This window comes from Streptomyces sp. NPDC088124 (assembly GCF_040685895.1).
Classification (GTDB): domain Bacteria; phylum Actinomycetota; class Actinomycetes; order Streptomycetales; family Streptomycetaceae; genus Streptomyces.
Genome location: NZ_JBFBJB010000067.1, coordinates 18,274 through 40,660 on the forward strand (window position 1 = coordinate 18,274; position 22,387 = coordinate 40,660).

General features: G+C 70.6%; 21 protein-coding genes, 1 tRNA gene and 1 pseudogene. 8 read left to right on the forward strand and 15 right to left on the reverse strand.

Translation table 11 applies throughout. The features are described from left to right. Window positions 1-31 precede the first annotated feature (31 nt). The 3 genes from AB0P17_RS36845 to AB0P17_RS36855 all read left to right on the forward strand — a co-directional run bounded on the left by AB0P17_RS36845 (window position 32) and on the right by AB0P17_RS36855 (window position 2,648). On the forward strand, window positions 32-592 hold the full coding sequence (locus tag AB0P17_RS36845; RefSeq protein ID WP_365818276.1) for an ATP/GTP-binding protein: 561 nt from the start codon (window positions 32-34) through the stop codon (window positions 590-592). A 43-nt stretch (window positions 593-635) separates the two neighbouring features. Further along, on the forward strand, window positions 636-1,877 hold the full coding sequence (locus tag AB0P17_RS36850; RefSeq protein WP_365818220.1) for a styrene monooxygenase/indole monooxygenase family protein: 1,242 nt from the start codon (window positions 636-638) through the stop codon (window positions 1,875-1,877). 261 nt (window positions 1,878-2,138) lie between these two features. Then, a complete protein-coding gene (locus AB0P17_RS36855) occupies window positions 2,139-2,648 on the forward strand; it encodes a hypothetical protein (RefSeq protein WP_365818222.1) in 510 nt (169 codons plus the stop codon). 198 nt (window positions 2,649-2,846) lie between these two features. Here AB0P17_RS36855 and AB0P17_RS36860 read toward each other — a convergent pair whose 3' ends face one another. From AB0P17_RS36860 to AB0P17_RS36880, 5 genes are all read right to left on the reverse strand, one after another. Continuing rightward, window positions 2,847-4,082 carry a C40 family peptidase gene (locus tag AB0P17_RS36860; RefSeq protein ID WP_365818224.1) on the reverse strand — a complete coding sequence of 412 codons (1,236 nt, stop codon included), beginning with the start codon at window positions 4,080-4,082 and terminating at the stop codon, window positions 2,847-2,849. A gap of 101 nt (window positions 4,083-4,183) precedes the next feature. Beyond that, complete coding sequence (locus tag AB0P17_RS36865) at window positions 4,184-4,477, reverse strand: hypothetical protein (RefSeq protein ID WP_365818226.1); 294 nt, start codon at window positions 4,475-4,477, stop codon at window positions 4,184-4,186. A gap of 222 nt (window positions 4,478-4,699) precedes the next feature. Further along, the gene (locus AB0P17_RS36870; protein WP_365818228.1) at window positions 4,700-4,882 is read right to left on the reverse strand and encodes an RICIN domain-containing protein; all 183 of its coding nucleotides are present in this window, start codon (window positions 4,880-4,882) and stop codon (window positions 4,700-4,702) included. Window positions 4,883-4,970: 88 nt separating this feature from the next. Next, on the reverse strand, window positions 4,971-5,180 hold the full coding sequence (locus AB0P17_RS36875) for a DUF397 domain-containing protein (RefSeq protein ID WP_365818230.1): 210 nt from the start codon (window positions 5,178-5,180) through the stop codon (window positions 4,971-4,973). 14 nt (window positions 5,181-5,194) lie between these two features. Continuing rightward, on the reverse strand, window positions 5,195-6,049 hold the full coding sequence (locus tag AB0P17_RS36880; protein WP_365818232.1) for a helix-turn-helix transcriptional regulator: 855 nt from the start codon (window positions 6,047-6,049) through the stop codon (window positions 5,195-5,197). A 176-nt stretch (window positions 6,050-6,225) separates the two neighbouring features. Here AB0P17_RS36880 and AB0P17_RS36885 point away from each other — a divergent pair, with 176 nt between their 5' ends. Further along, on the forward strand, window positions 6,226-6,549 hold the full coding sequence (locus tag AB0P17_RS36885) for a hypothetical protein (RefSeq protein ID WP_365818234.1): 324 nt from the start codon (window positions 6,226-6,228) through the stop codon (window positions 6,547-6,549). A 45-nt stretch (window positions 6,550-6,594) separates the two neighbouring features. Here the strand turns inward: AB0P17_RS36885 and AB0P17_RS36890 are convergent, their stop codons facing one another. Further along, window positions 6,595-7,530, reverse strand: a complete 936-nt coding sequence (locus AB0P17_RS36890; RefSeq protein WP_365818278.1) for a diiron oxygenase — start codon at window positions 7,528-7,530, stop codon at window positions 6,595-6,597. Window positions 7,531-7,666: 136 nt separating this feature from the next. After that, window positions 7,667-8,557: an alpha/beta fold hydrolase gene (locus tag AB0P17_RS36895; protein WP_365818236.1), complete on the reverse strand. Its 891-nt coding sequence runs from the start codon at window positions 8,555-8,557 to the stop codon at window positions 7,667-7,669. A gap of 126 nt (window positions 8,558-8,683) precedes the next feature. Between AB0P17_RS36895 and AB0P17_RS36900 the strand changes: the two genes are divergently transcribed. Further along, on the forward strand, window positions 8,684-9,574 hold the full coding sequence (locus AB0P17_RS36900; protein ID WP_365818280.1) for an ADP-ribosylglycohydrolase family protein: 891 nt from the start codon (window positions 8,684-8,686) through the stop codon (window positions 9,572-9,574). Between the two features lie 76 nt (window positions 9,575-9,650). Here the strand turns inward: AB0P17_RS36900 and AB0P17_RS36905 are convergent, their stop codons facing one another. The 4 genes and pseudogenes from AB0P17_RS36905 to AB0P17_RS36920 all read right to left on the reverse strand — a co-directional run bounded on the left by AB0P17_RS36905 (window position 9,651) and on the right by AB0P17_RS36920 (window position 14,107). Next, window positions 9,651-10,766 (reverse strand): amidase, encoded by a 1,116-nt coding sequence (locus AB0P17_RS36905; protein WP_365818238.1) that lies wholly within the window; start codon window positions 10,764-10,766, stop codon window positions 9,651-9,653. Window positions 10,767-10,852: 86 nt separating this feature from the next. Then, on the reverse strand, window positions 10,853-12,310 hold the full coding sequence (locus tag AB0P17_RS36910; RefSeq protein WP_365818282.1) for a penicillin-binding transpeptidase domain-containing protein: 1,458 nt from the start codon (window positions 12,308-12,310) through the stop codon (window positions 10,853-10,855). A gap of 63 nt (window positions 12,311-12,373) precedes the next feature. Next, window positions 12,374-13,690, reverse strand: a pseudogene (locus AB0P17_RS36915) (FtsW/RodA/SpoVE family cell cycle protein); the annotation flags it as partial. 75 nt (window positions 13,691-13,765) lie between these two features. Continuing rightward, window positions 13,766-14,107, reverse strand: coding sequence for a zinc-ribbon domain-containing protein (locus AB0P17_RS36920; RefSeq protein ID WP_365818240.1), 342 nt, complete (start codon window positions 14,105-14,107; stop codon window positions 13,766-13,768). 154 nt (window positions 14,108-14,261) lie between these two features. Between AB0P17_RS36920 and AB0P17_RS36925 the strand changes: the two genes are divergently transcribed. Beyond that, window positions 14,262-15,107, forward strand: a complete 846-nt coding sequence (locus AB0P17_RS36925; protein ID WP_365818242.1) for a nuclease-related domain-containing protein — start codon at window positions 14,262-14,264, stop codon at window positions 15,105-15,107. Window positions 15,108-15,135: 28 nt separating this feature from the next. On the opposite strand, the gene ligD is transcribed toward AB0P17_RS36925, so the two are convergent. Continuing rightward, window positions 15,136-16,020 carry a non-homologous end-joining DNA ligase gene (gene ligD / locus AB0P17_RS36930; RefSeq protein WP_365818244.1) on the reverse strand — a complete coding sequence of 295 codons (885 nt, stop codon included), beginning with the start codon at window positions 16,018-16,020 and terminating at the stop codon, window positions 15,136-15,138. 71 nt (window positions 16,021-16,091) lie between these two features. Between ligD and AB0P17_RS36935 the strand changes: the two genes are divergently transcribed. Together AB0P17_RS36935 and AB0P17_RS36940 are read left to right on the forward strand one after the other, a co-directional pair. Next, window positions 16,092-17,090 carry a Ku protein gene (locus tag AB0P17_RS36935; RefSeq protein WP_365818246.1) on the forward strand — a complete coding sequence of 333 codons (999 nt, stop codon included), beginning with the start codon at window positions 16,092-16,094 and terminating at the stop codon, window positions 17,088-17,090. 191 nt (window positions 17,091-17,281) lie between these two features. Further along, a tRNA-Arg gene (locus AB0P17_RS36940) sits at window positions 17,282-17,353 on the forward strand. Window positions 17,354-18,022: 669 nt separating this feature from the next. Here the strand turns inward: AB0P17_RS36940 and AB0P17_RS36945 are convergent. From AB0P17_RS36945 to AB0P17_RS36955, 3 genes are all read right to left on the reverse strand, one after another. Beyond that, on the reverse strand, window positions 18,023-18,652 hold the full coding sequence (locus AB0P17_RS36945) for a DUF4232 domain-containing protein (protein WP_365818248.1): 630 nt from the start codon (window positions 18,650-18,652) through the stop codon (window positions 18,023-18,025). Window positions 18,653-19,261: 609 nt separating this feature from the next. Next, entirely contained in the window at window positions 19,262-21,112 is a 1,851-nt protein-coding gene (locus AB0P17_RS36950; protein WP_365818250.1) for a DUF2075 domain-containing protein, read from the reverse strand. Window positions 21,113-21,237: 125 nt separating this feature from the next. Further along, complete coding sequence (locus AB0P17_RS36955; protein ID WP_365818252.1) at window positions 21,238-22,191, reverse strand: DUF3883 domain-containing protein; 954 nt, start codon at window positions 22,189-22,191, stop codon at window positions 21,238-21,240. Window positions 22,192-22,387 lie beyond the last annotated feature (196 nt).

Genomic DNA, 22,387 nt, shown 5'->3' on the forward strand with positions numbered 1-22,387 from the left:
GGAGCCGGAGGAGGAGCTCCAGGCGTGGCAGCTGGACCGTACCCGTGCGCCGGTCTCCACCAAGATCGTGATCGCGGGCGGTTTCGGCGTCGGCAAGACGACCTTCGTCGGCTCGGTCTCCGAGATCGTCCCGCTCCAGACCGAGGCGCTGATGACGGAGGCGAGCGCCGACATCGACGACCTCAGCGCGACGCCCGACAAGGCGACCACCACCGTGGCGATGGACTACGGGCGCATCACGCTCGACGACGACCTCGTCCTGTACCTCTTCGGCACGCCCGGCCAGCAGCGCTTCTGGTTCATGTGGGACGACCTGGTGCGCGGCGCGATCGGCGCGATCATCCTGGCGGACACCCGCCGGCTCTCCGACTGCTTCCCGGCGCTCGACTACTTCGAGAGCTCCGGGCTGCCGTACGTCGTGGCCGTCAACCGGTTCGACGGGGCCGCCCCGTTCGAACCGGACGACGTGCGCGACGCCTTGACGATTCCGCAGAGCATCCCTGTACTGACCATGGACGCGCGGGACCGGAACACGGCGGTCGATTCGCTGCTCGCGCTGGTACGTCACGCACTGGAGTTCTCTCCCGAGTAGCGGCGGCGCCACACCACGCACGCAAACGGAGACAGCGCCGCCCATGCGGAAGATCCTCATCGTCGGAGCCGGTCAGTCAGGGCTCCAGCTCGCCCTCGGACTCCAGTCACGGGGGTACGAGGTCACGCTGATGTCCAACCGCACGCCGGACGAGATCCGCTCCGGCCGGGTCATGTCCACACAGTGCATGTTCGACACGGCGCTCCAGCACGAACGGGATCTCCGCCTCAACTTCTGGGAGGCGCAGGCGCCGAGGATCGAGGGCCTCGGCGTCTCCGTCACCGCCCCCGACTCCTCACGCGCCGTCGACTGGGTCGGCCGGCTGAACGGGTACGCCCAATCCGTCGACCAGCGCGTCAAGATGGCCGGCTGGCTGGAGACCTTCGCGCTGCGCGGCGGCCAGCTGGTCATCCACGGCGCGGCCGTCTCCGACCTGGACTACTTCTCCCGCATGTACGACCTGTCGCTGGTCTCGGCGGGCAAGGGCGAGCTGGTCTCGATGTTCGCCCGCGACGCCGCCCGCTCCCCGTACGACGCCCCGCAGCGCGCGCTGGCGGTCAGTTACGTCCACGGGATCGCGCCGCGCCCCGAGCACGCCGGGGTCGAGGCGGTGCGCTGCAACCTGGTGCCGGGCGTCGGTGAATTCTTCGTCATGCCGGCCCTCACCACCTCGGGCCGCGCGGACATCCTCTTCTGGGAGGGGATCCCGGGAGGGCCGCTCGACGTCTTCCGGGGCGTCCGGCGCCCCGCCCAGCATCTCGCCCTCACGCTGGAGCTGATGGAGCGCTTCACCCCCTGGGAGCACGCGCGCGCCACGAAGGCCGAGCTGACGGACTCCGGCGGCACCCTGACGGGGCGGTACACGCCGACCGTACGCGATCCGGTCGGCCGGCTGCCGGGCGGCGGGCTCGTCCTCGGCGTCGCGGACGTCGTCGTGGCCAACGACCCGATCACCGGCCAGGGCTCCAACACGGCCGCGAAGTGCGCCGCCTCGTACCTGGACTCGATCGTCGGACACGGTGACCGGCCGTTCGACGAGGCGTGGATGCGCGCGGCGTTCGACCGCTTCTGGGACGTGGCGCGGCACGCCACCAAGTGGACCAACGCGATGCTGGGCCCCGCGCCGGAGCATGTCCTCGGGCTGATCGGCGCGGGGGAACGGCTCCGGCGGGTCGCCGACCGCTTCGCGAACGGCTTCGACGACCCGTCGGACTTCGAGAACTTCTTCTACGACCCGGAGAAGACGGACGCGTACCTGGCGGAAGCGGCGTCGAGCACGCCCTGAGAGGCCGTGACGGCCACCGAGCCCGAGGCGTCGCCGAGTAGACGCATCGCCAAATAGGTGTGCCCTCAGTGCTAACGCTATTCGACCGGATGCCCTGCACCCTGAGCGTAGAGGGAGGGGCCCGGTGAAGAGCCGTGCGAGGTCCGGTGGCGGAAGCGCTGCGGCGGAGAGCCGCTCACCGACCGAGCCTCCCCGCGTTCATGGCGCGTACCCGCGCCCGCTCGGCAGCCACTGCACGATCCACACGTCAAGGAGTGTGTCATGAAGCGCGTTTTCACCGTACTCGGCCTCGTCGCCGGCATGGTCCTATCGGCCCCGGTCCTGGCCCCCGGGGCCTCGGCCAACTCATCGTCCGACGGCGTCTCGACCACCTCACCCATCACGGTGCCCCGGTCGGCCACGGGGCCCGCGGCGAGTCCCGCGGCCGACCAGGTCTGTGCCACAGCGACCGGGGCGGTGGGGTGTTTCGTGAAGTACGGTGACAAGTTCATCGTCGAGGACACCGCGTCGGACGGCTACTCGGCGGCCGTGGTGTGGGCCAACTACCTCTGGGACGGTTCGAGTTGGCAGCTCTATCGCACGGGATTGTGTTACAACCCCGAAGGCGCGGGCACGATGGTCACCTGCAACAAAGACTTCTACGAGGACTCCAGCACGAACGCCTACGGTGCCAAGGGAAGTGTGCTGGACTTCCAGGCGTGCACCTACAACTCCCCTACGGACACCCTCGTCAGATGCGGAGATGCGAAGACAGCGGTCAACGACGGCTGACCCGCACCCGGCCGGCTTGTAGCAGCCATTCCGTTTCGAGGTCGGTTTATCGGGTTCCGTAGCCGGCCGGTTCGTCACGACACTGCCGCAGCAAATGCCGGATCTACTGCGGCAGTGCCGGGATGGTGGGGAGGCCGTCGGGCTCGGCGCCGCTCGCCGATCCGCTCGACGCCGTAGCGGCAGAACCGGCACCTCCGCTCAACTTCCCCCGTAACCAAGGTCGGAGCCCTCGGCCGCCCCTTCCGGCAAGGGCGGCGGGACGTACACGCCCGGGGCCAGCGGGGCGGCGCCGGGGTCCGGGCGTACGGCGCCCAGCAGCGGGTTGGCCGCGATGGGGGAGACCTTGACGTGGGCGCCGGGGCGCGGCGCCTGGATCACCATCCCGTCGCCGAGGTAGATCGCGACATGCGTGGCCTCCGGGAAGTAGATCACCAGATCGCCGGGGCGCAGCTGGTCCAGCGGGATCCGGGGGAGGTCGCGCCACTGCTCCTGGCTGGTCCGGGGGATGGGGTGCCCGGCCTGTGCCCACGCCTCCGAGGTGAGCCCCGAGCAGTCGTACGACCCGGGTCCCTCGGCGCCCCACTCGTACGGCTTGCCGATCTGCCCGGCGGCGAACTCCAGCGCCAGGCTGCCCGCCGCGGAAGGCGTCGCGGACGAGGCGGCGGGGGCGCCGGGGGCACCGGCCGCGCCGACGGTGTCCCCGAGGACGCCGGAGTCGATCAGCTCCCGCTGGGCCCGCTCCGTACCGGACTTCTCCAGCGCGGCGATCGAGGCGAGCTGCGTACCGCTGAGCGAGGCGAGCAGCTTCTCGACCTGCCGGAGCCGGGAGCCGACGGTGTCGCGCTGCTTCTTCTGCCGCTCCACCAGCTCCCGCTGGCGGTCGAGAGCCGTACGGGACGCGCTCGCGAGCGCGGCGGCCCGATGCTCACCGCGGGACAGTCCCCGCATCGTGCCGGCCCGGAAGCGCGCCGCGCGCTCCAGCAGATAGCCGTCGTCGAGGATGTGCCCCGGGTCGGGGGAGAGGAGCAGTTGCAGGTAGTCGGAGAGGTCGGACTGCCCCTGGTACTGGCGGCGCGCCAGCAGCCCCGCGTCCCCCCGGCTCCGCTCCAGCGCGGCCCGCGCCCGGTTCAGGTCCTCGGTCAGCTTCCTGGCCTCGACGCGCTGCCGGATCAGCTCGACCTCGGTGGCGTTGTACGCCTCGCTCGCCTGCTCGGTCTGCTGGTAGAGGAGCTGGAGGCGGCCGAGGAGCCCGGAGACGGTGGTGGGAACCGCACCGAGGGCACCGCCTGCCGAAGCGCCCGGTACCGACGGCACAGGTACCGGTACGGGCGTGGGCGGGGGTTCCGGCGCGGCGTACACGGGGGCCACCGCTGCCAGGACGGTCGCGGTGGCCAGCGCCGCCGTACAGACGGATCGCAGTACTCTCCCTGGCACGTCATCACCTCCGGTTGCTGGACGAGGTGTCCAGTACTAAGAGATGACGGGACGTCAGATGATGAGAAAACCTCACCAATGCGCGACATGGCGCAACGGCATCACCCCTGAGAGGTGCCCTCCGTGGATCCGCCCGGCTTCGACCACGGCCACCTCGGGCCCCGCTGCCCGCGCCCCTCGGGCACGTACACGTACTTCCAGCCGCGCTGGATCCCGAGCCGCTTGGTGTACCCGGCGGGCTCGCGCCGGTACGCGTACACGGTGGGTGGCCCGCCCGCGGCATCGGGAACGGGTACCTCGTACCACTTCGGCGGATTCCCGGTGGGCCCGGTCAGCACGGGCAGAACCCGCCCGTCGAGCGGCCCACCGGTGAAGGGGGTGTCTTCGCTTCTCACGCCCCCAGTTTCCCAGGCGGGCGGGGCCCCACGGCATGCGGCACTCCACCGGTCCGCCCTGGTCACCCCTCGTGCACGGGACGGGACGCGTACGGTCGACAACCGTCTCTTCCGGTACGCCTCCGCCCTGAGGAGCCCCCTTAGGCCGCACCCGCGGCCCGGCGCCGGCCCTCGTCCACCGTCAGGTCAGGTGTCGGACGACCTCGGGAAGGCGCGGCGCGGTTACTTGAACGACCACTTCTGGTCCGCCGCGGAGTTGCAGGACCACTGGATCACCTGGGTCCCGTTGTCCTTGCTACCGCCGGGAACGGCCAGGCACTGCCCGGTCGCCTGGTTCGACACGGGGTTGGTGTCGGCCGCGTCGGCCGTCGCCAGAACCTGCTTGAAGGGTCTCTTGCTTGACATCTGACGTGCTGTGCCTTCCTGCTGTAGGCACCTCGAAAGGGTGCCTCTCAGCAGTGGTGACGGTGTGGCACGAGAGGCGGTTGCTTACTCAACTTCGCTTTTTGGTAACGGAGTTGGCGAACCTTCCGGCTTTGACGCCGAGGATGAAGGCGTGGAGTTCTGCGGGGGTGGTGGTGAGGATGACGTCGGGGTCGTCGCTCTCGACGAGCTTGATGCTGCCATCGGCGGCAGCGGCGACATGGACGCAGCCGTTCGCCTCCGGGCTGTAGGAGGACTTCTGCCAGTGGAGGGCGGCCACGTGTCTTCCCTTCCTTACAGGTCTGCTGCGACGCGGCGGATCAGATCTCTGGACTGCGCTGGTCCGAGCGTACAACTCTCAACGCGGTCCAGAACGGCTCGGTACTTCGCCAACTGAGGTTGGGCATCGAGGAACGCGGCACCCTGTTCGGTGTCGAGCTGGACGGTGTCCAGGGCAGGGACCGCTCCGGACATGTAGTAGATGCCGATCCCGGCTGTGGGGAACGTGCCTGAGCCAAAGGGGATGGCCAGGATCGTGACATGTTCCAACTCGCTCACTTTGAGCAGGTGCTTGAGCTGCTCGCGAACCACCTCGGGGCCACCGAAACCCATGTGCAGGGCGGCTTCGTGGAGGATGGTCCTCAGCGGCTTCGGGTTCTCTCCATACACCGCCACCTGGCGCTTGATCCGGAACGAGACCCGGTGTTCCACCTCGTGCGGGGCGAACGACGGTACGGCAGCGCTGATGACGGCGTGGGCGTGGGCCCTGGTTTGGAGCAATCCCGGCAAGTGGCCCAGCGATGAGGTCCTCATCGAGGTGGTGTGGTGTTCGAGTTCGGCCAGGTCGACTGCATCGGGTGGTAGCAGGTCGCGGTACTCGTCCCACCAGCCGCGCGTGCGTCCTCCGGTCATCTCCGTGAGTGCCTCGATGTACGCCTCATCCGTGCAGCTGTAGCTCCGTGCCAGGGATCGGACCCGGTCCGCGCCCACCGCGTATCGGCCCGATTCGATGCTGCTGATCCGGGGCTGCGAGGAACCGTCGAGCACCCCCGCCTGGGCTGTGGTCAGCTCGGCCTGCTGGCGGAGCCTGCGCAGTTCGGAGCCGAGGCGACGCTGCCGCACCGTGGCGGGAAGGTTCTTGGGGCGCATTTTTCTCCCTCACTCATTTGGATGCTCTCTCCTCGGTCAGGTAGATGAATCATAGTGACGTCGTTACGGTGTGAAGCACGCCACAGCGAGTGGCCACGCCGCAAGGCGTCTTCGCTCCGCCGTGCTCCGCCGCGTCCCGGTCGGGCGGACGGGTGTGTCTACCAAAGGGGATCGTGATGACCGTATCGCCGCAGGACTCCGCCCTGGACTCGTTCGATTTCGAGCGGGAGTTGTACGAACTCGTGCACGACACCGCGCCCCGCCTCTTCGCCGTCGTCGTGGAGTACCGCGACAGCGAGGGTGAGTTGGGCCGGGACGCGGCCGTCGTGGCCTGGGGGCTGGCGCACGAGGACGGTCTGGTCGAAGTGGCACGGGTGGACGGCGGTGGTGGGCTGCGGCTCGTGGCGCCGGAGAACGTGGCCCGCTGCTTCGGGCGGGGGGACGGGTGCGTGTCCCGGGTGGTGTGGCTCCGGCCCGCGGCGGGCGCGTCGGCGGCGTAGCCTCCGGACGAGCGGCGGGCGTTCGAGGGGGCGGGCCGGGGTGGTTCAGGGGAGTAGGCCCGAGGACTGCCAGAGCCTGCGGCCCGGGCCGCGCAGGACGCCGATGTCGTCGAGGAAATCCGTCAGGCGCTTCGCGCCGGTCTGCATGACCTCGCGGCGGTGTCCGCTCGCCCGGACCTGGGCGACGGCCGTGCGGCGGTCGAGTCCGACGTTCTCGTACACCTGCGGGTTGACGAAGCAGACGGAGAAGACCCGGGCCGCCTGGCCGCAGTTGAGCCGGGTGAACTCCTGCTCCCAGCGCGGGGCGGACACCATCTGGCGCCGCAACTCCTCCCGCGCGTACCGGACGTGGCGCGCCTCCTCGATGACATGGATCCGGGTCACCCCGCGCACCAGGGGCTGGACCCGCTCGTCGGGGAAGGCCAGCCGCTGCATCCAGTCGAGGATCTCCTCGCCGAGGAGGGTGGCCGCGAAGGAGCCCGGTGTGGTGGAGACCGTCTTCAGGACGCGCGCCATGTTGTGGTACCGGCCCGGCACGGGGTAGGCCGGGGTGCCGCCCTTCCGGATGAGCTTCGCGAACATCATCGAGTGCCGGCACTCGTCCGCGATCTCGGTGAGCGCGTACCGGACATGACTGCTGGTCACGGGCTTGTCGTAGATGTGCCGGACCAGGAGCTGCATCAGGATGATCTCGAACCAGATGCCGAGCGAGGCGAGCGACGCGGCCTCGTGCCGGGCCAGCTCCATCCGCCGCTCCTCGGACATCGTGTGCCACAGGGGCGTGCCGTAGAGCGAGACCAGCTCCGGCGGCCAGTGCCACTTGCCCTCCTCCAGCGGCGCCTCCCAGTCGAGTTCCCTGCCGGGGTCGAAGGAGTGCCGCTCGGAGGATTCGAGGAGCCGCTCCGCGACCTGCTCCCGGTCGCGGAGCGGGCCCAGTGCGTCACGGAGGGCTTGGACGTCGCGTTCGGTCGCGGGGGTCATGGCGGGGCGCACCTCACGGTCGCTGCTGACGGGCGGCCGGGCGCGCCGGCCACTGGTGTTACCGGCGGTCACCTCTTATGAGACTACTTGTCAGTAAGAGCGTCAACCCCCGTACGCGGCCGCCAAGCGCGGGCGTTCAGAGCGTGCGCGTGAAGGCGAGCAGCAGCGCGGCGACCGCCTCCGGCTCCTCCAGCAGCATCGCGTGTGTCGCGTCGATGTCCTCGACGCGGAGGGTGCCCGTACGTTCCCCGGGAAGCGCCGCGAAGTCCCGGTCCAGGCCTTTCGCGTACGAGGCGGTCAGCTCCTCGAACCATTCCATCCCCGGCGTCGGGGGCTGTGCCCGCCGCCCCCGTACGCAGAGCACCGGGGAGGGGACGCGGCGCAGCAGCGCGAAGACGTCGAGGGCGTCCAGCGCGTCGTACATCTCCAGCGCCGTCTCGCGCAGGGGCAGCGTCTGGACGCGGCCGTCGGGCAGTTCCCGCACCGAGGCGCGGGCCGTCGCCTCGGCGCGGTCGTACGGGATGCCGAACAGGCCCGCGTACGCCGCCTGTTCCGCCACGTACCCGGCGGGCGCGATCCGCCCGGCGGCCGACCGCATCAGCCCGCGCATCCGGTCGAGACCCTCGGCGACGGTCGCGGGGTCGAGCCCCGGGTAGCGCGCGGGCCCGCCCCACCAGAAGCCGTCGAGGTTCACGGCGCCGGGGGAGGAGCCGGGCGCGGCGAGGTGGAGGGCGAGCAGGCCGCCGAGGGAGTGGCCCACGGGCAGCGCGTCGCGGATGCCGTACGCGGCCATGGTCCGCCCGACCGCGTCGGCCACGCCGTCGAACGACCAGGGCGCCGGGAGACCGGGGGAGCGGCCGTGCCCCGGCAGATCGACGGCGAGCACCCGGTGGTGCGGCAGCAGCAGGGGCGCGACGGCGTCCCAGTCCGCGAGCGAACGGCCGGCGCCGTGCAGGAGGACGAGGGGCGGTCCTTCGCCGCCGTGGTCCTGGGCATGAAGGGTCGAGGAGAGGGATGAACGAGGCATGCGGTTTACGGTATTACGGGCCCGGGACGGGAAGATCGGCCGTAGGAACGACGGAATCGGGGCATCCGCGCCGGTACGATGAATATGCGGATGAAGGAACGCCGTTACTGCGGCACCATGGTGGCCATGACCGTCCATCGATTAGATGCTGACCGCGCAGCCGCCCGCCGCAGCCTGGAAGGGCTCGCCCTGGGCGACGCCTTCGGCGAACGCTGGTTCCCCCTCTTCCGTGACCGTGACCGCGCGTCCGAGGAGATCGCGGCCCGGGTCACGCCTCAGGAACTGGAGTGGCCCTGGACGGACGACACCGCCATGGCCCTCGCGCTCCACCGGGTCCTCGAAGAACACGGCGCCGTCGAACAGGACCGGCTGGCCCTGGCGTTCGCCCGCACGTACGCGGCGGACTCCGGCCGCAACTACGGCTCCGGCATGCACGTACTCCTCCCCGCCCTGCTCGACCGCCCGCAGGACTGGCGCACGCTCGCGCCCGGCCTCTTCGAGGGCGGCAGCCTCGGCAACGGCGCGGCGATGCGCGTGGCGCCGCTCGGCGCCCGGTTCGCCGGGGACCTCGGACATGTCGCACGTCAGGCCGTCCTGTCCGCCGAGGTCACGCACGCCCACCCGCAGGGCGTCGCGGGCGCGGTGGCGGTCGCCGTGGCGGCGGCCCTGTCGGTACGGTGCGAACTCACCGTGGCGGCCGTCGCCCGCGCCACCCCGGAGGGCCCGGTACGGGACGGCCTGGCCCGCGCGGCGGAGCTGCCCTTCACCACCGAGCCCCGCAAGGCGGCGGACCTCCTCGGCAGCGGGCTGCGCATCCGCGCCGACGACACGGTCCCCTTCGCGGTCTGGACGGCGGCCCGGCACCGTGACGACCTGACCGCCGCGCTCTGGGCCACGGCGGAGGGCTTCGGCGACTCCGACACGACCTGCGCCATCACGGCGGGCATCGTCGCGGCCCGTACGGGGACGGGTTCGGTGCCGGCGCAGTGGCGGGAGCGGCGCGAGCCGCTGGCGTAGGCGCGAGTCGCCGGCGTAGGCCTGAGTTGCCCGCGAACACAGGGGCTCGCAGGGCCGCAGGGCCGCAGGGCCCGGGTCAGCGCCCGAGCGCCGCCTCGGCCGCCTCGGCGACGGTGAGCAGCGCCGCTTCCGTCCTTCGTTCCGTCACCAGTTGCAGCCCCACGGGGCAGCCGTCCGCCGTGAACCCCGCGGGAATGCTTGCCGCCGGATGCCCGCTCACATTGAACGCCCAGGTCAGCGCCGTCGAGTACAGCTCGCCCGGGCCCTCGTGGCCATGCGGGCGGTTCGGGGTGGCCGGGGTGAGGAGCAGGGGCGTACGGGCGAACAGGGCATCGAGCCTGCGGTTGTTCTCGGCCCGTACCTCCGCCGCCCGCGCCGCCGCGGCGTCCCGCGCCCCGCCCCGTATCGCCTTCCACGTCTCGCACGGGTCCAGCAGCGTGAACGGGGGCCGGCGCGCGCCGAGTCGTATGACGCCCGCCGCCGCCAGCCGGTCCACGGCCGCCCGTACGACCGCCGCGACCTGCGGGTCCACCTCGGCGAAGCCGAGATCCGGGGCGTACACGGCCGGTACGGGCACGGGGACGGCCACCTCCTCGTGGCTGTCCAGCACCCACCGCAGAAACCCCCGCGCCTGCGCCGCCGACCCGGCCAGCACCCCCGCCGAGGCCAGCCCCGTGCGGTCCGGGGAGGGCAGCAGGCCGTTCGTCGTCTTCAGCCCGAAGACCCCGCACCACGCCGCCGGGATCCGCACGGAACCGGCGCCGTCGCTCCCGGTGGCGAGGGGGACCATCCCCGCGGCGACCGCCACCGCGGACCCGGCCGAGGAGCCGCCGGGGGTACGGTCCGCGCGGTACGGGTTGACCGTACGGCCGTGCCGCCCCAGTCCCCAGGTCTGCCAGTACGTGCCCGGCCCCGGCACCGCCGTCGAGCCGACCGGCACGGCGCCCGCCGCGATCAGCCGCCCCGCCGCGCAGGACCGGATCCCGGACGGCCCCTTCACCGCGAACGGCACCCCCGCGAGCGGCAGTTCCCGGCCCGCCCGGTCCGACCGGCCGACCTGCTCCGCCCGGTCCACCGCCTCCTCGCCCCACACGTCGATGAAGGCGCCCAGCGCGGGGTCACGCAGCCCGATCCGCGCCAGGGATTCCCGCACCGACGCCGCCGGCTCCACGGCTTCCGGTGATGCGCTCATGAGCCCCCCTCGGATCCCCGTCCCATCCCCATTTCCATCCCCAATCCCCATCCCCAATCCCCATCCCGGCCGCGCCGGAACAGGTTCTAGTCTCGCAGCGCCGCCTCCATCACCGCCCGCGCGATCGGCGCCGCGTTGCCCCCGCCGCTGATGTCCGCCCGATCGGCCTCCGCGTCCTCGACGACCACCGCCACCGCGACCCCCGGCCGCCCCGACGTGCCCGACTGCGCCCAGGCGATGAACCAGGCGTACGGCATACCGGTGTTGTCCACCCCGTGCTGTGCCGTGCCCGTCTTCCCGCCGACCGTCGCCCCGTCGATCGCCGCGTTCCGGCCCGTGCCGTCCTCCACCGCGTCGATCATCATCGTCCGCAGCCGCTGCGCCGTGAGCGGCTGCATCGCGCGGGCGTACGAACGCTGCCCCGTACGGGAGACGACGGAGCCGTCCGAGGCCAGTGTCCGGTCCACCAGGTACGGGTACTTGAGATCCCCGCCGTTCGCGACCGCCGAGGCGACCATCGCCATCTGGAGCGGTGTGGCCCGGGTGTCGAACTGCCCGATCGACGAGAGCGCGAGCTCGTCGTCGCTCATCCGGGTGTCGAAGTTCGAGGCGGCGACCCGGGACGGGATCCTGATCCCGGTGTCGTTGAAGCCGAACTTCCGTACCGTGTCCAGCATTCCGTCGAGCCCGGTCGCCACCCCCAGCCCGGCCATGACCGTGTTGCAGGACCACTGGATCGCGTACGCCAGCGACGCGCGGTCGCACCCCTCGGCCTCGTTGGGGAGCGTGGTGCCGGTGCCCGGCAGGACGTACGGCTCCGCGATCTCCGTCGGGGCGTCCGGGTCCTCGACCGTCCCGGAGTCGAGCGCCGCCGCAGCCGTGACGATCTTGAAGGTGGAGCCCGGCGGATAGGTCCCCCGGATGGCCCGGTCGAGCATCGGCTGCGCGCTCCCGCCGGTCAGCCGGGCCCACGCGTCCGTCACGCCCGGACCCGTGCCCGAGAGCAGCCCCGGATCGTACGACGGGCTGCTGACCAGCGCCAGGATCCGGCCGCTGAACGGTTCGACCGCCGCGACCGCGCCGCGCCGCCCCGCCAGCCCCTCGTACGCCGCGCGCTGTACCGACGCCTTCACCGTGGTGGCGACGGAGCCGCCGGGGCGCCGGCCCCGGGTGAGATCGTTCCAGAAGGGGAACGGGGCGAGCATCGGACTCGTACCGGAGAGGATCGGGTCCTCGGCGTTCTCCAGGAGCGTCGTGCCGTACGTCTGGGAGGCGTAGCCGGTGATGGGCGCGTACAGCGGGCCGTGCCGGTACGTGCGCTCGTAGCGCAGGTGCTGCCCGGAGTCCCTGGAACCGGTGACGGCCCTGCCGTCGACGAGGATGTCGCCGCGCTGCTGGGAGTAGCGGGCCGCGGTGTCGCGGCGGTTGGCGGGGTTGTGGTCGAGGGAGTCCGCGTCGAGGACCTGGATCCGGGCGGCGTTGACGAGCAGCGTGGCGAGAAGAACCAGGAAGAGGACGGCGGTCCGGCGGATGCAGCGGGTCATCGGGGGGCCCGCGAAGGCCGTGGCCGTCGCCCCGGGGACGGGCACGGGGCCGCCGCCCGGGCCCCGGGCCGAATCGCTGAGCCGCATCAGCAGCGCGATGATGATCCAGTTGGTGACGACGGACGAGCCGCCCTGCGCCAGGAACGGCATCGCCATCCCCGTGAGCGGGATCAGCCCCATCACCCCGCCGGCGATGACGAAGACCTGGAGGCCCAGGATCGAGGAGAGGCCGATGGCGAGCAGGCGGCCGAACGGGTCGCGCAGCGCGAGCCCGGCGCGGAAGCCGCGGGCCACGAGCAGCGCGTACAGCAGGAAGAGGGCGGTCAGCCCGACCAGCCCCAGCTCCTCGCCCGCCGTCGCGAGGATGAAGTCCGACTTGGCGGCGAAACCGATCAGGACGGACCGGCCGAGCCCCAGCCCCGTACCGAGCAGCCCGCCCGCGGCGAAGGCGAAGAGGGACTGGGCGAGCTGCCCCGGGCCCCGGCCCGCGGTGATGGAGGCGAACGGGTCGAGCCAGTCCTGGACGCGGCTGTGGACATGCGGTTCGAGCGAGCCGACCGCGAAGGCGCCGACCGCGGCGAGCAGCAGCCCGGCGGCGATCCAGCCGGTGCGCGCGGTCGCCACGTACAGCATGACCACGAACAGCCCGAAGAAGAGCAGCGAGGTGCCCAGGTCCCGTTCGAGGACGAGGACCATGACACTCAGCAGCCAGATCGCCACCAGCGGACCGAGGACCCGCCCCCTGGGCAGCTGGAACCTCCGGCCGGTGTACGTCAGGGCGTTGCGGTTGGCGGCGAGATACGCGGCGAAGAAGACGGCGAGCAGGACCTTCGCGAACTCGCCCGGCTGGAAGGAGAATCCGCCGAACCTGATCCAGATCTTGGCCCCGTTCACGGCGGGGAACGCGATCGGCACGACCAGCAGGAGCAGCGCCGTGGCGACGCAGATGTACGCGTACCGGGCGAGCACCCGGTGGTCGCGCAGGAAGACGACGGCGGCGATGAACAGCGCCACGCCCAGCGTGGACCAGACGAGTTGGATGGGGGCCGCCCGGTCGGCCGGGGTCTCCAGGTCGAGCCGGTAGATCAGGACGAGGCCGAGCCCGTTGAGCAGCACCGCGATGGGGAGCAGCAGCGGATCGGCGTACGGGGCGCGCAGCCGGACGGCGAGGTGCGCGAGGAGCGCGAGCATGCCGAGCCCCGCGCCGTAGCCGAGCGCGTCCGGCGGCACGGCGTGGTCCTTGCCGAGGCCGACGGCGACGTAACCGAAGACGGAGATGAGGACGGCGCAGAGGAGCAGCGAGAGTTCGACGCCGCGTCGCTGGGGGAGACGCGGGGCCTGCCGTTCGGGTGGGGGAGCGTCCGCCCGCGTTGCGGTCATGCCTCGCAACGTAGCAAGGCGGCGCGCCTTATGTCCGTTTATGCGGCACCGTGCGGCCCGACACCCCGGATCGCCTCACCGCTGGTACGGATTGCCCTGCCCGTACTGCCCCGGCTGACCGGGCTGCCCGTACCCCGGCCCCTGTCCGTACCCCTGCCCCTGAGTCTGCCCCTGCCCCGGCCCCGTGCTCTGGGCGAGCAGCTGGTCGGCCTGCTCCTTCGAGATCTGCTGTTCCACGCCGCAGAACGTGCACTGTGTCGCGAACTTGGTGGAGAACGGGAACAGTGGGATGAAGAAGAGCGTGAACTTGGTGACGCGCTTCCTGAGCGTGTGTGCCGAGGGGTTCCCGCAGTGGCCGCAGACCAGTGTCAAAATCGCCAGTTGGTAGAGGTACCCCTTGGTGCCAAAGATGATCATGAGTCGATTCCTTGCCTGGGATTGGCCGAGAGTGTTCGAGGAGAGTGTGCCGTACGCCACCGACAACGGGCGGGCCGGGCGGACGGTGCCCGTCCGGTGCTCTTGCCCGGGTGGTTCGGCGGCTGTTCCCATGGACGCGGGGGGGTGAGGTGGCATGACTCGATTACGCGTCACACCGGGGTACGGCCGGGGCCGGGACCGGCTGTACGTCAGCAGACGCGACGGCAGGGCCGTCGCCTGGTACGACAAGAGCACCGGCCGGGTCAATCTGCTCACCGGTGCGGGCCGCGACGACGTACTGGCCGCGCTGGCGCCGTATCTCGCGGGCGAGGTGACCGTGGGACCGGCCCCCGTGCCGACCCCCGCCGAACTCGACCGGCTCTCCCTCCACCCCGACGACGACCTGGCGCCCAACCGCCCCGGCGAGGCGCTGCACGCCGTACTCGACGCCGAGGACACCGCCTCCCCGCCCGGCGGGCGGACCTCGCCCCTGCCGTTCCTCCCGGCCACGTGGCGCCGCCAGGACCCCCGCCGCGCGCGGCTGGCGGCCCAGGAGGTCCTCGGCGCGGCGCTCGACGCGCTGGAGGGCGCGGGCTGGCGGGTCCTGCACTCGATCCCGCTCCCGGGCGCCGCCCGCATCGACCACCTGGCGATCGGCCCGGGCGGAGTCCTGACCGTACGGACCGTCGCGGCCGGCGGGCGCCGCGTCCGGATCGACGACCCGCTGGTCACCACGGGCCGCGGCGAGGCGCTGCCGCAGCTGCGCTGGGCGCGCCGCGACGCGGAGCGCGCCTCGCTCGCGCTGGCGACGGCCGTACGCCCCGTACTGGCCGTGGTCGAGGCGCGCACCCCGCAGGCCCTGCCGGCCCCACCGGGCGTACGGGTCCTGCGCGAGACGGACGTCCCGGCGCTGGCGTCGCTCGGCGGCGTACTGAAACCGGCGGACATCGAGACCCTCTACGCCACGGCCAGGAACCGCCACACCTGGCAGCGCGTATAGGAGCCCCCGTCCGTCCCGGCGGCGGGGTTCAGGGCAGCGGGGCGGCCCCGTCACCGGCGGCGAGGGGGCCGAGCAGGTCCCCGTACCGGTCCAGCCGGGCCGCGATGTCGTCCAGCCGGAAGACGAGCTCCGAGGCGGCCGTGCACTTCTCGACCTCCTCCCAGGCCAGCGGGGTGGAGACGGTCGGCTCCCGGCGCGCCCGGAGGGTGTACGGCGCCGCGGTCGTCTTCGCGGCGGCGTTCTGACTGTGGTCGACGAAGACCCGCCCCGGCCGCAGCGCACGGCTCATCCGGTGCACCACCAGCCCCGGCAGCGCCGCCTCCGCCTCGACGGCGAGCCCCTTCGCGTACGCCGAGACCTCCGGGGAAGCCGTCTCCACCAGCGGTACGAGCACATGGAGCCCCTTGGACCCGGAGGTTTTCACATACGCGTCGAGTCCGTCCTCACGCAGCCGCCCGCGCAGCCAGAGCGCCACCGCGCAGCACTCCAGGGCGGTCGCGGGCGCTCCGGGGTCGAGGTCGAAGACGAGCCGGTCGGCGCGTTCGGGCGCCGTGGCCCGCCACTGGTGCGTATGGAACTCCACGACCAGGTTCGCCGCCCACATCAGTGCCGCCAGACCCTCCACCACCACCTGTCTCCCGGTGTCGGCGGTCTTACGGGGTACGTCGGCGACCCGTACCCAGGAGGGGGTGCCGGGCGGCGGGTTCTTGGTGAAGAAGAGCTGCCCGTCGGGGCCGTCCGGATAGCGGAGGAAGGAGACGGGACGGTCGGCGAGATGGGCCAGCAGAGGGGCCGCCGTACGGGCGTAATAGTGCAGGACCTCGCCCTTGGTGGTGCCGGTGGCGGCGTACAGGACCTTGTCCAGATTGCTCAGGGCCAGGCGCCGGCCCTCCACCTCGGTGACAGGCGTCATAAAATGAGAATCCCATACATTCATCTTGATTCATCTCTTACCTCTGTTTCTCGGGTGAAAGGTGCGGACCCTTGCGATCCATATGGAACGGTGCGATCTCCTTCGGGCTGGTCAGCATCCCGATCAAGCTCGTGAACGCCACCGAGAACCACTCGATCTCCTTCCGCCAGATCCACAAGGCCGACGGCGGCCGGATCCGCTACCGGAAGGTCTGTGAGCTGGACCAGGAGGAGGTGGCGACCCCCGACATCGGCAAGGCGTACGAGGACGCGACCGGCGCCATGATCCCGATCACGGACGCCGACCTGGCCGGGCTGCCGCTGCCGACGGCGAAGACGATCGAGATCGTGGCGTTCGTCCCGGCGTCCTCGATCGACCCGCTCCAGATGGACGCGGCGTACTACCTCTCCGCGAGCGGCGTCCCGGCGGCCAAGCCGTACACGCTGCTGCGCGAGGCGCTCAAGCGCAGCCAGAAGGTCGCGATCGCCAAATTCGCGCTGCGCGGCCGGGAGCGGCTGGGCATGCTCCGGGTGGTGGGCGACGTGATCGCCATGCACGGCCTGCTCTGGCCGGACGAGATCCGGGCGCCCGAGGGGGTGGCCCCGGAGACCGAGGTCACCGTACGCGACGCCGAACTCGACCTGGCCGACGCGCTGATGGACACCCTGGGCTCCGTGGACCTCGACTCGCTGCACGACGACTACCGCGAGGCGGTCGAGGAGATGATCGCGGCGAAGGCGGAGGGCGGCCCGCCCCCCGAGCACGAGCCGGCGGAGGCCGGCGGCGGGCGTGTCCTCGATCTGATGGCGGCGCTGGAGAACAGCGTGCGCGCGGCGAAGGAGGCCCGCGGCGACGAGAAGCAGGTGGCGGAGGTGACGGACCTCCCGGCGAGGCGACGCAAGGCGACGGCGGCGGCCAAGAGCGCCACGGCGAAGGAACCGGCGGAACCGGCACCGAAGAAGACGACGGCCAAGACGACGGCCAAGGCGGCCAAGAAGACGGCCACGAAGAAGACGGCGGCGAAGAAGGCCCCGCAGAAGAAGACCGCGGCCAAGCGCGCCTCGGCCTGACCCCGCGGGCCGGCGCCCCCGGCAGTCGGGACCTGCGGCAGCCGACAACCCTCCCGGGCAGCCGGAGAGGGCACCGGCCAGGCCCTCCGGCAGCTGGGGCCACCGTTGCCGGGCGCCCCGAAATACCTGTTCACGGCCACCCCTCAGAAGCTGGTAGGGTTTCCTTCGTCGCCAAGCAACACAGACAACACGCCCCCGTAGCTCAGGGGATAGAGCAACGGCCTCCGGAGCCGTGTGCGCAGGTTCGAATCCTGCCGGGGGCACTCGCCGGATCACCTAGGAACGTTCCTAGCTGACCAGGGCGGATGCCGAAACGAGAGAGCGGGAGTCGGTCTCACCGACTCCCGCTCTCTCGCGTTGTCTCTCAGGTGTCCGGGCGTTCAGCGACGAAGACGGGCCAGGCCGACGTGCGGGATGCTGCTCCGGCCGGATGCCCCGCCGGGCAGGGCGCGGTTTGCCGCCGGACTCCGGCGGCACCGGGCGTCGGATACGGCCGGCCAGTTCAGCGAGCCAGGCGCCGGGAGTCAGCGGTTCCGGGGGTACCCGAGTGCCGGTGCCCTGCGCGCCGGCGGTGTCGTGTTTCCACTCGTAGCCCGCGGTCGAAGTGCCCCGCGCGGTGGTGCCCCCCGGTCCCACTTGTCGAGTTCGCCGACGAATGCCTCCCACGCCGCGCCGTCCCAGGCGCCCCTGACAAGGATCTCTTGTGAACGTCGAGCCCCTCGACATCAGGGGGAACAAGCAGGGTGCGTGCGCGTGGGTGAGGGCCAGCGGGGCCAACGCGCGGATATCGTCCTACTGGACGCACTCGCCGCCGCCCTGACGCCTCACCGCCGGTCGAGAGGGCGCGGGTTCGGATCCTGACGGGCATCGTCGCTTGCCGTCGGGGAGGCGTGTCCCTGTCCCGGCACCCAGGTGCCGGGGCAGGGGCGCCGTCAGTCGGACTTCTGCCAGGGAGTCGTCCCCAGTTGCCCCGTGTCCGTCAGGTCGAGGGGGCCATCGAGGGTTTCCATGGTCTGGGGGCGTTCCCCGGTGGCCGGGGTGATCTCCAGGTAGGTCGTCGATGTGTCGGGGGACATCATGCGCCAGGTCAGGCCCGACCGGGCGGACTCGCCGGGTTTCAGGGTCACCGGAGCGGGGTCGGGGGCGGTGCCCGCCATGTGGATGGCGTCCGTCCCCTTGAGGACCTCGATGTCGTACGGGTCGCGGTCCTCGTCCAGGACACGGACGGCGGGGTAGCCGTTCAACTCGTACGGGCGAGTGCCGCAGTTGGTCAAGGTGACGGTCATGGAGCGCAGCCCCATCGCGCCCTGGACCAGGCCGGGCGTGATGCGTACGCCCGACTCCGGGCAGGTTCCCGCGGGCACGGCGGGGGTGGGGGCGGTGGACGGTAGGGATCCGTCCGGGGAATACGTCGGCACCGGCTGCGGAGCGGAAGGCTCCGGCGTCGCCGTTCTCGCGGGGTTGCGCTCGCGGTCCAGTTCCTCCCTCAGGCTGCTGCAGCCGGTGGCCAGCACGGCCGCCGCGGCGAGGGCCAGGACATGTCCGATACGTATGACGGTCACGCTGCGATCATCGCACCGCCCTGCCGGTGCGGTCCTGTGACGGTTCGCCGAGGGGAAGGCAACCGAGGGCCCGGATTGCCGGTGATCGCTCGCAGTCCGGGCACCCGGGTGGTCCGAAGGAAGCCATCGGGACGAGCGGCGCAGTTCGAGCACCTGGCACACATCGGGTTTGCCGCGCTGGTCGAACAGCAGGATGTGCCCGTCCCGCTTGCCGCCCTGGAGCTGATTGACGGGCAGTCCCTGGTGCTTCCGGTAGTCGTCCTTGATCCGACAGGTGCCGTGACTGTCAAAGGCGGGGGTCTTCCCTTCCAGGATGTCCGGGGCCGCTGCTCCCGGGTCGGCCGGTCCCCGAGACGTCCAGGGTGTTGCCACCGCTGTCTCGCAGGAAGAGGCGGGCCCGAAGCGGCCCTGGTACTCCGAGCCCCCGGCGGTCAGTGATATTGCCGCGATCGCGCTCGGCGCTGCGGAGGCGGCAACCTGCGGGCTGACGTTCCCTCCCTCCCCGGAGAGTCGGTCTGTTGCCCGTACCTCGTCCGAACGAACCACCGGAGTCCACCGTGCCCGTGGCCAGGCCATGACTGGTCACCCCTCGCCGCTAGTCAGCAGTTGCTACGGGGCGACCCTGCCCGGGACGAGCGTGCGCAGCTTGGCCTGCGTTTCGGGATCGGTGGAGAATAGTACGGTTCCGGTCAGACCACGCGTCAAGAGCACCTTGTACCGGTTGCGTAGAAGTCGCGAAAAATCACCAGGGGGCGCCGCCTTCAAGCTGCTGTCCTTGCACTCGTCCTTGACTGCACGCCATCCGTTGCCGCGCCAGACCAGGTCGGGGCCGAGGATGGTCCCGTTCCAGGCGTACTCGAATCCCTGAGCTGTGTAGATGCAGCCGACCTGGCCGATGCCACCCGACTCGGTGGCCCAAAGAGAGGACGGCGGCCCACCGGGCACCACGCGTTCACCCTTGACGTTCCAGGGCCGACGCCAGTCCCCTATGACGATGTCGTCGACCAGGGTGCCGTCCGGACGCGGATCGCTCCACGGCCAACAGAATCCCGCGGTCATGCGGGCCGTGAACCCGGACTTCTGCCGTGCGTGAAGGTAAGCCTCCAACTGTTGGGGGGTATCGGCGAGCAGCAGATCGAAGTTGGGCTCGGGTTTCCAGCACACCGGTCCTCCGGGTTCCAGATCCAGCAGCCGGAGAAGCCACCTCTCGTAAGCGCGGCTGCCGCCACACCGGAACTGCTCGTTGAGATCGACGTGCCGCACGTAGCAGTTCCGCGCCTTGGCGACCTCGTCGATCTCTCTCACGCTGCCCATCTCGTCGGGCCGTACGACTTGGTGCTCGTCGAGCAGGAAGACCGGGACCATGGCGGCGTCGATGAGTTCGGCGATCTGACTTCGTCTGTTCCGGGGAGCGTCCGGCGAGTTGGATGTGCCCGGGCGGTGGCGGATCCGGTGTGCCTCGTCGCAGACGATGACGTCGAGTGCGTTCTTCTCCGCGCTGCCGAAGTCGAGGAAGTAGCGAAAGAGTTTGGCTACGCGCTTGTTCTTCTGCTTAACGACGTGCCGCAGGGTGGTGGTGAACGATTTGGAGCCCGTCGCGTGGACGACGCTGCGGCTGTTCCTGCCGAGATGGCCCATCAGATGCAGGGCGATCAGGCTCTTGCCCGATCCGGGGCCTCCGGTAACCACGATGACTTCTTTGCGGTCCGCCTGCCGCGAGATGGTGACGGCACGCTTGACCAGGGAAACCGCGACCTGTTGCTCATCCATGAGGCGGAACTTGCCGCCGTCGATGATTTCGGCAGCGGCTGCTCGCATGAGCTGCTGACCCGGGACAGTGGGACTCGCCAGCAGTGCGTCCGCGTCGAGCGCCCCGTCGAGCGGCGAAATCTGGTTCTGCAGATGCTGAATGAACTCGCCGCGCGAGGTGTCGGTGAAAAGGCGTGCTCGTTCATCGCCCATTCCGAGCAGCTCGGTCACGTCCCGGTCCTGGGCGTTGTGGAGGTAGGCAACGCCTGTGACATGGTGGTCCGCGTCGTCCAGCAAGGCGGTGAAGTCCTGCAGGTACTCGCAGTAACGGCGTACCTGCGCGACGGGGTGGAGGTGGGCTCGGTAGCCGAATTGCGGGAGCCAGCAGAGATCTGTGGTTCCGCGTACCAGCCGGGCTTCGCTCCACTGCTTGAGTTCGACCAGGACATAGGACGGTTTGCCTGTTTCCGGGTGTGTGCCGACCAGAATGGCGTCCGCGCGCAAGCTGCTCATCGGCATCTTGTACTCGAGCAGAACCTGCACCTCTTCCAGGCCTGCGTCGCACAACACCTGCGCGAGCGCGGGAAGGCTCTTGCGCCATGCCTGTACTTCACCGCTCCCCGCCGCGCGTAGGAGTTCCGAGAGGGACCGCTCTGCCAAGGACTCGGCGAGCAAACTGGGGTCGGTGCGTTCCAGAGCGCGGGCGGACATACGTAAGAGGGCCACAGAAGATCTCCGTACGATCACTGCCCACGACGGGGCGAAGGCGCATCGGCAGAAGCGGGGTCGGAGGCGGGGCGGATCAGGCGGCGGGGTGGATCAGGGGGCGGGGTGGATCAGTCGGCGAACGGCAGACGGTACTCGAACCGTCGGGGACGCAGATCCTCCTCTTCCGGGTACCAGTCCTCGAAGTGCGCCACCCTGCCTCCGCTCGTGGCGTAGTCGGAACTGTGCGCGTCGGCGATGATGTCGCTGACCACGTAGAGATCCACGGAGTGTTGCGGGTTACGCGCGTGTTCGACTTCGTTGATCGTCAGTTCCACGCTCGTGGCAGCCCCCGTCGTTCCCTTGACCTCGACGCGCCGCTCCTCGCGCGCTCGCGTGCAGTGCAAGTCATAGGGCTTGCCTATGCGTTCGACGGTCCAGCCCTGCCGTTCGTAGTGAGCGACGGCCATGTTCTCCGCGTGCAGTTCGACGGCCTTCCGCTTCTTCGGATCGGAGAGGAACCCGGCGCCGCCTCGCCGACGCTTGGGCGTCTCGGCCTCCTCCACCGTGACCCCCGACGTGCGGTTCAGCGGAACGTCCTGCCGCTGTGCCCAGTCGGCCTGGATCCCCGCTGCGTCGAGTAGCGGCTGGGGGTCCAACTCGCAGAGCTTGCCAATGCCGCGCTCGATCCCGGACCGCCGGACGGCGTCGCTGCCGGCCAGCCGCAGAGGACCGTGCTCGTCGAGGGGTACGTCGCGAACTACGGCCAGCGGCTCGATCCCGAAGCGCACCGGGTACTTGACGGTGTTCTCGGCTTCCTCGTCAGGCCAGTGCGGCGCACGCCCTTCGTAGAAGCCTTCACGGACTTCGAACAGGTACAGCGTGATCCGCCGCGTGAGCCATACGTCGAGGGGCACCCGTGGGCCCACTCCGGTGGCCAGCACGGCGAACCGTGGACGAGCCGACCTGTACTCGGGCTTCCATGTGGGGAACCCCCAGGAGCGGGTCTCGATCCCGTACTCCAGGTTCAGCTGGGACTCAGGGCTCTGACCGACATGCACCATGACGAAAGATTCACGCTTCACGCGGATAATCATAAGAGTGGATCGTCGTAAAGGGTGATCAATAAAGAGCTTTGGTAGGCAGCATGAGGGCTTTACTCACCACGAATCGGCGACGGACGCCGTCTCGCCGTCCTGGTCGGCGGCGGATCTGGCACGTGGGGGCGCCGGCAGTCGGATTTCTGCCTGATTGCCGTTTCGAGTTGTCCGGTGTCCGTCA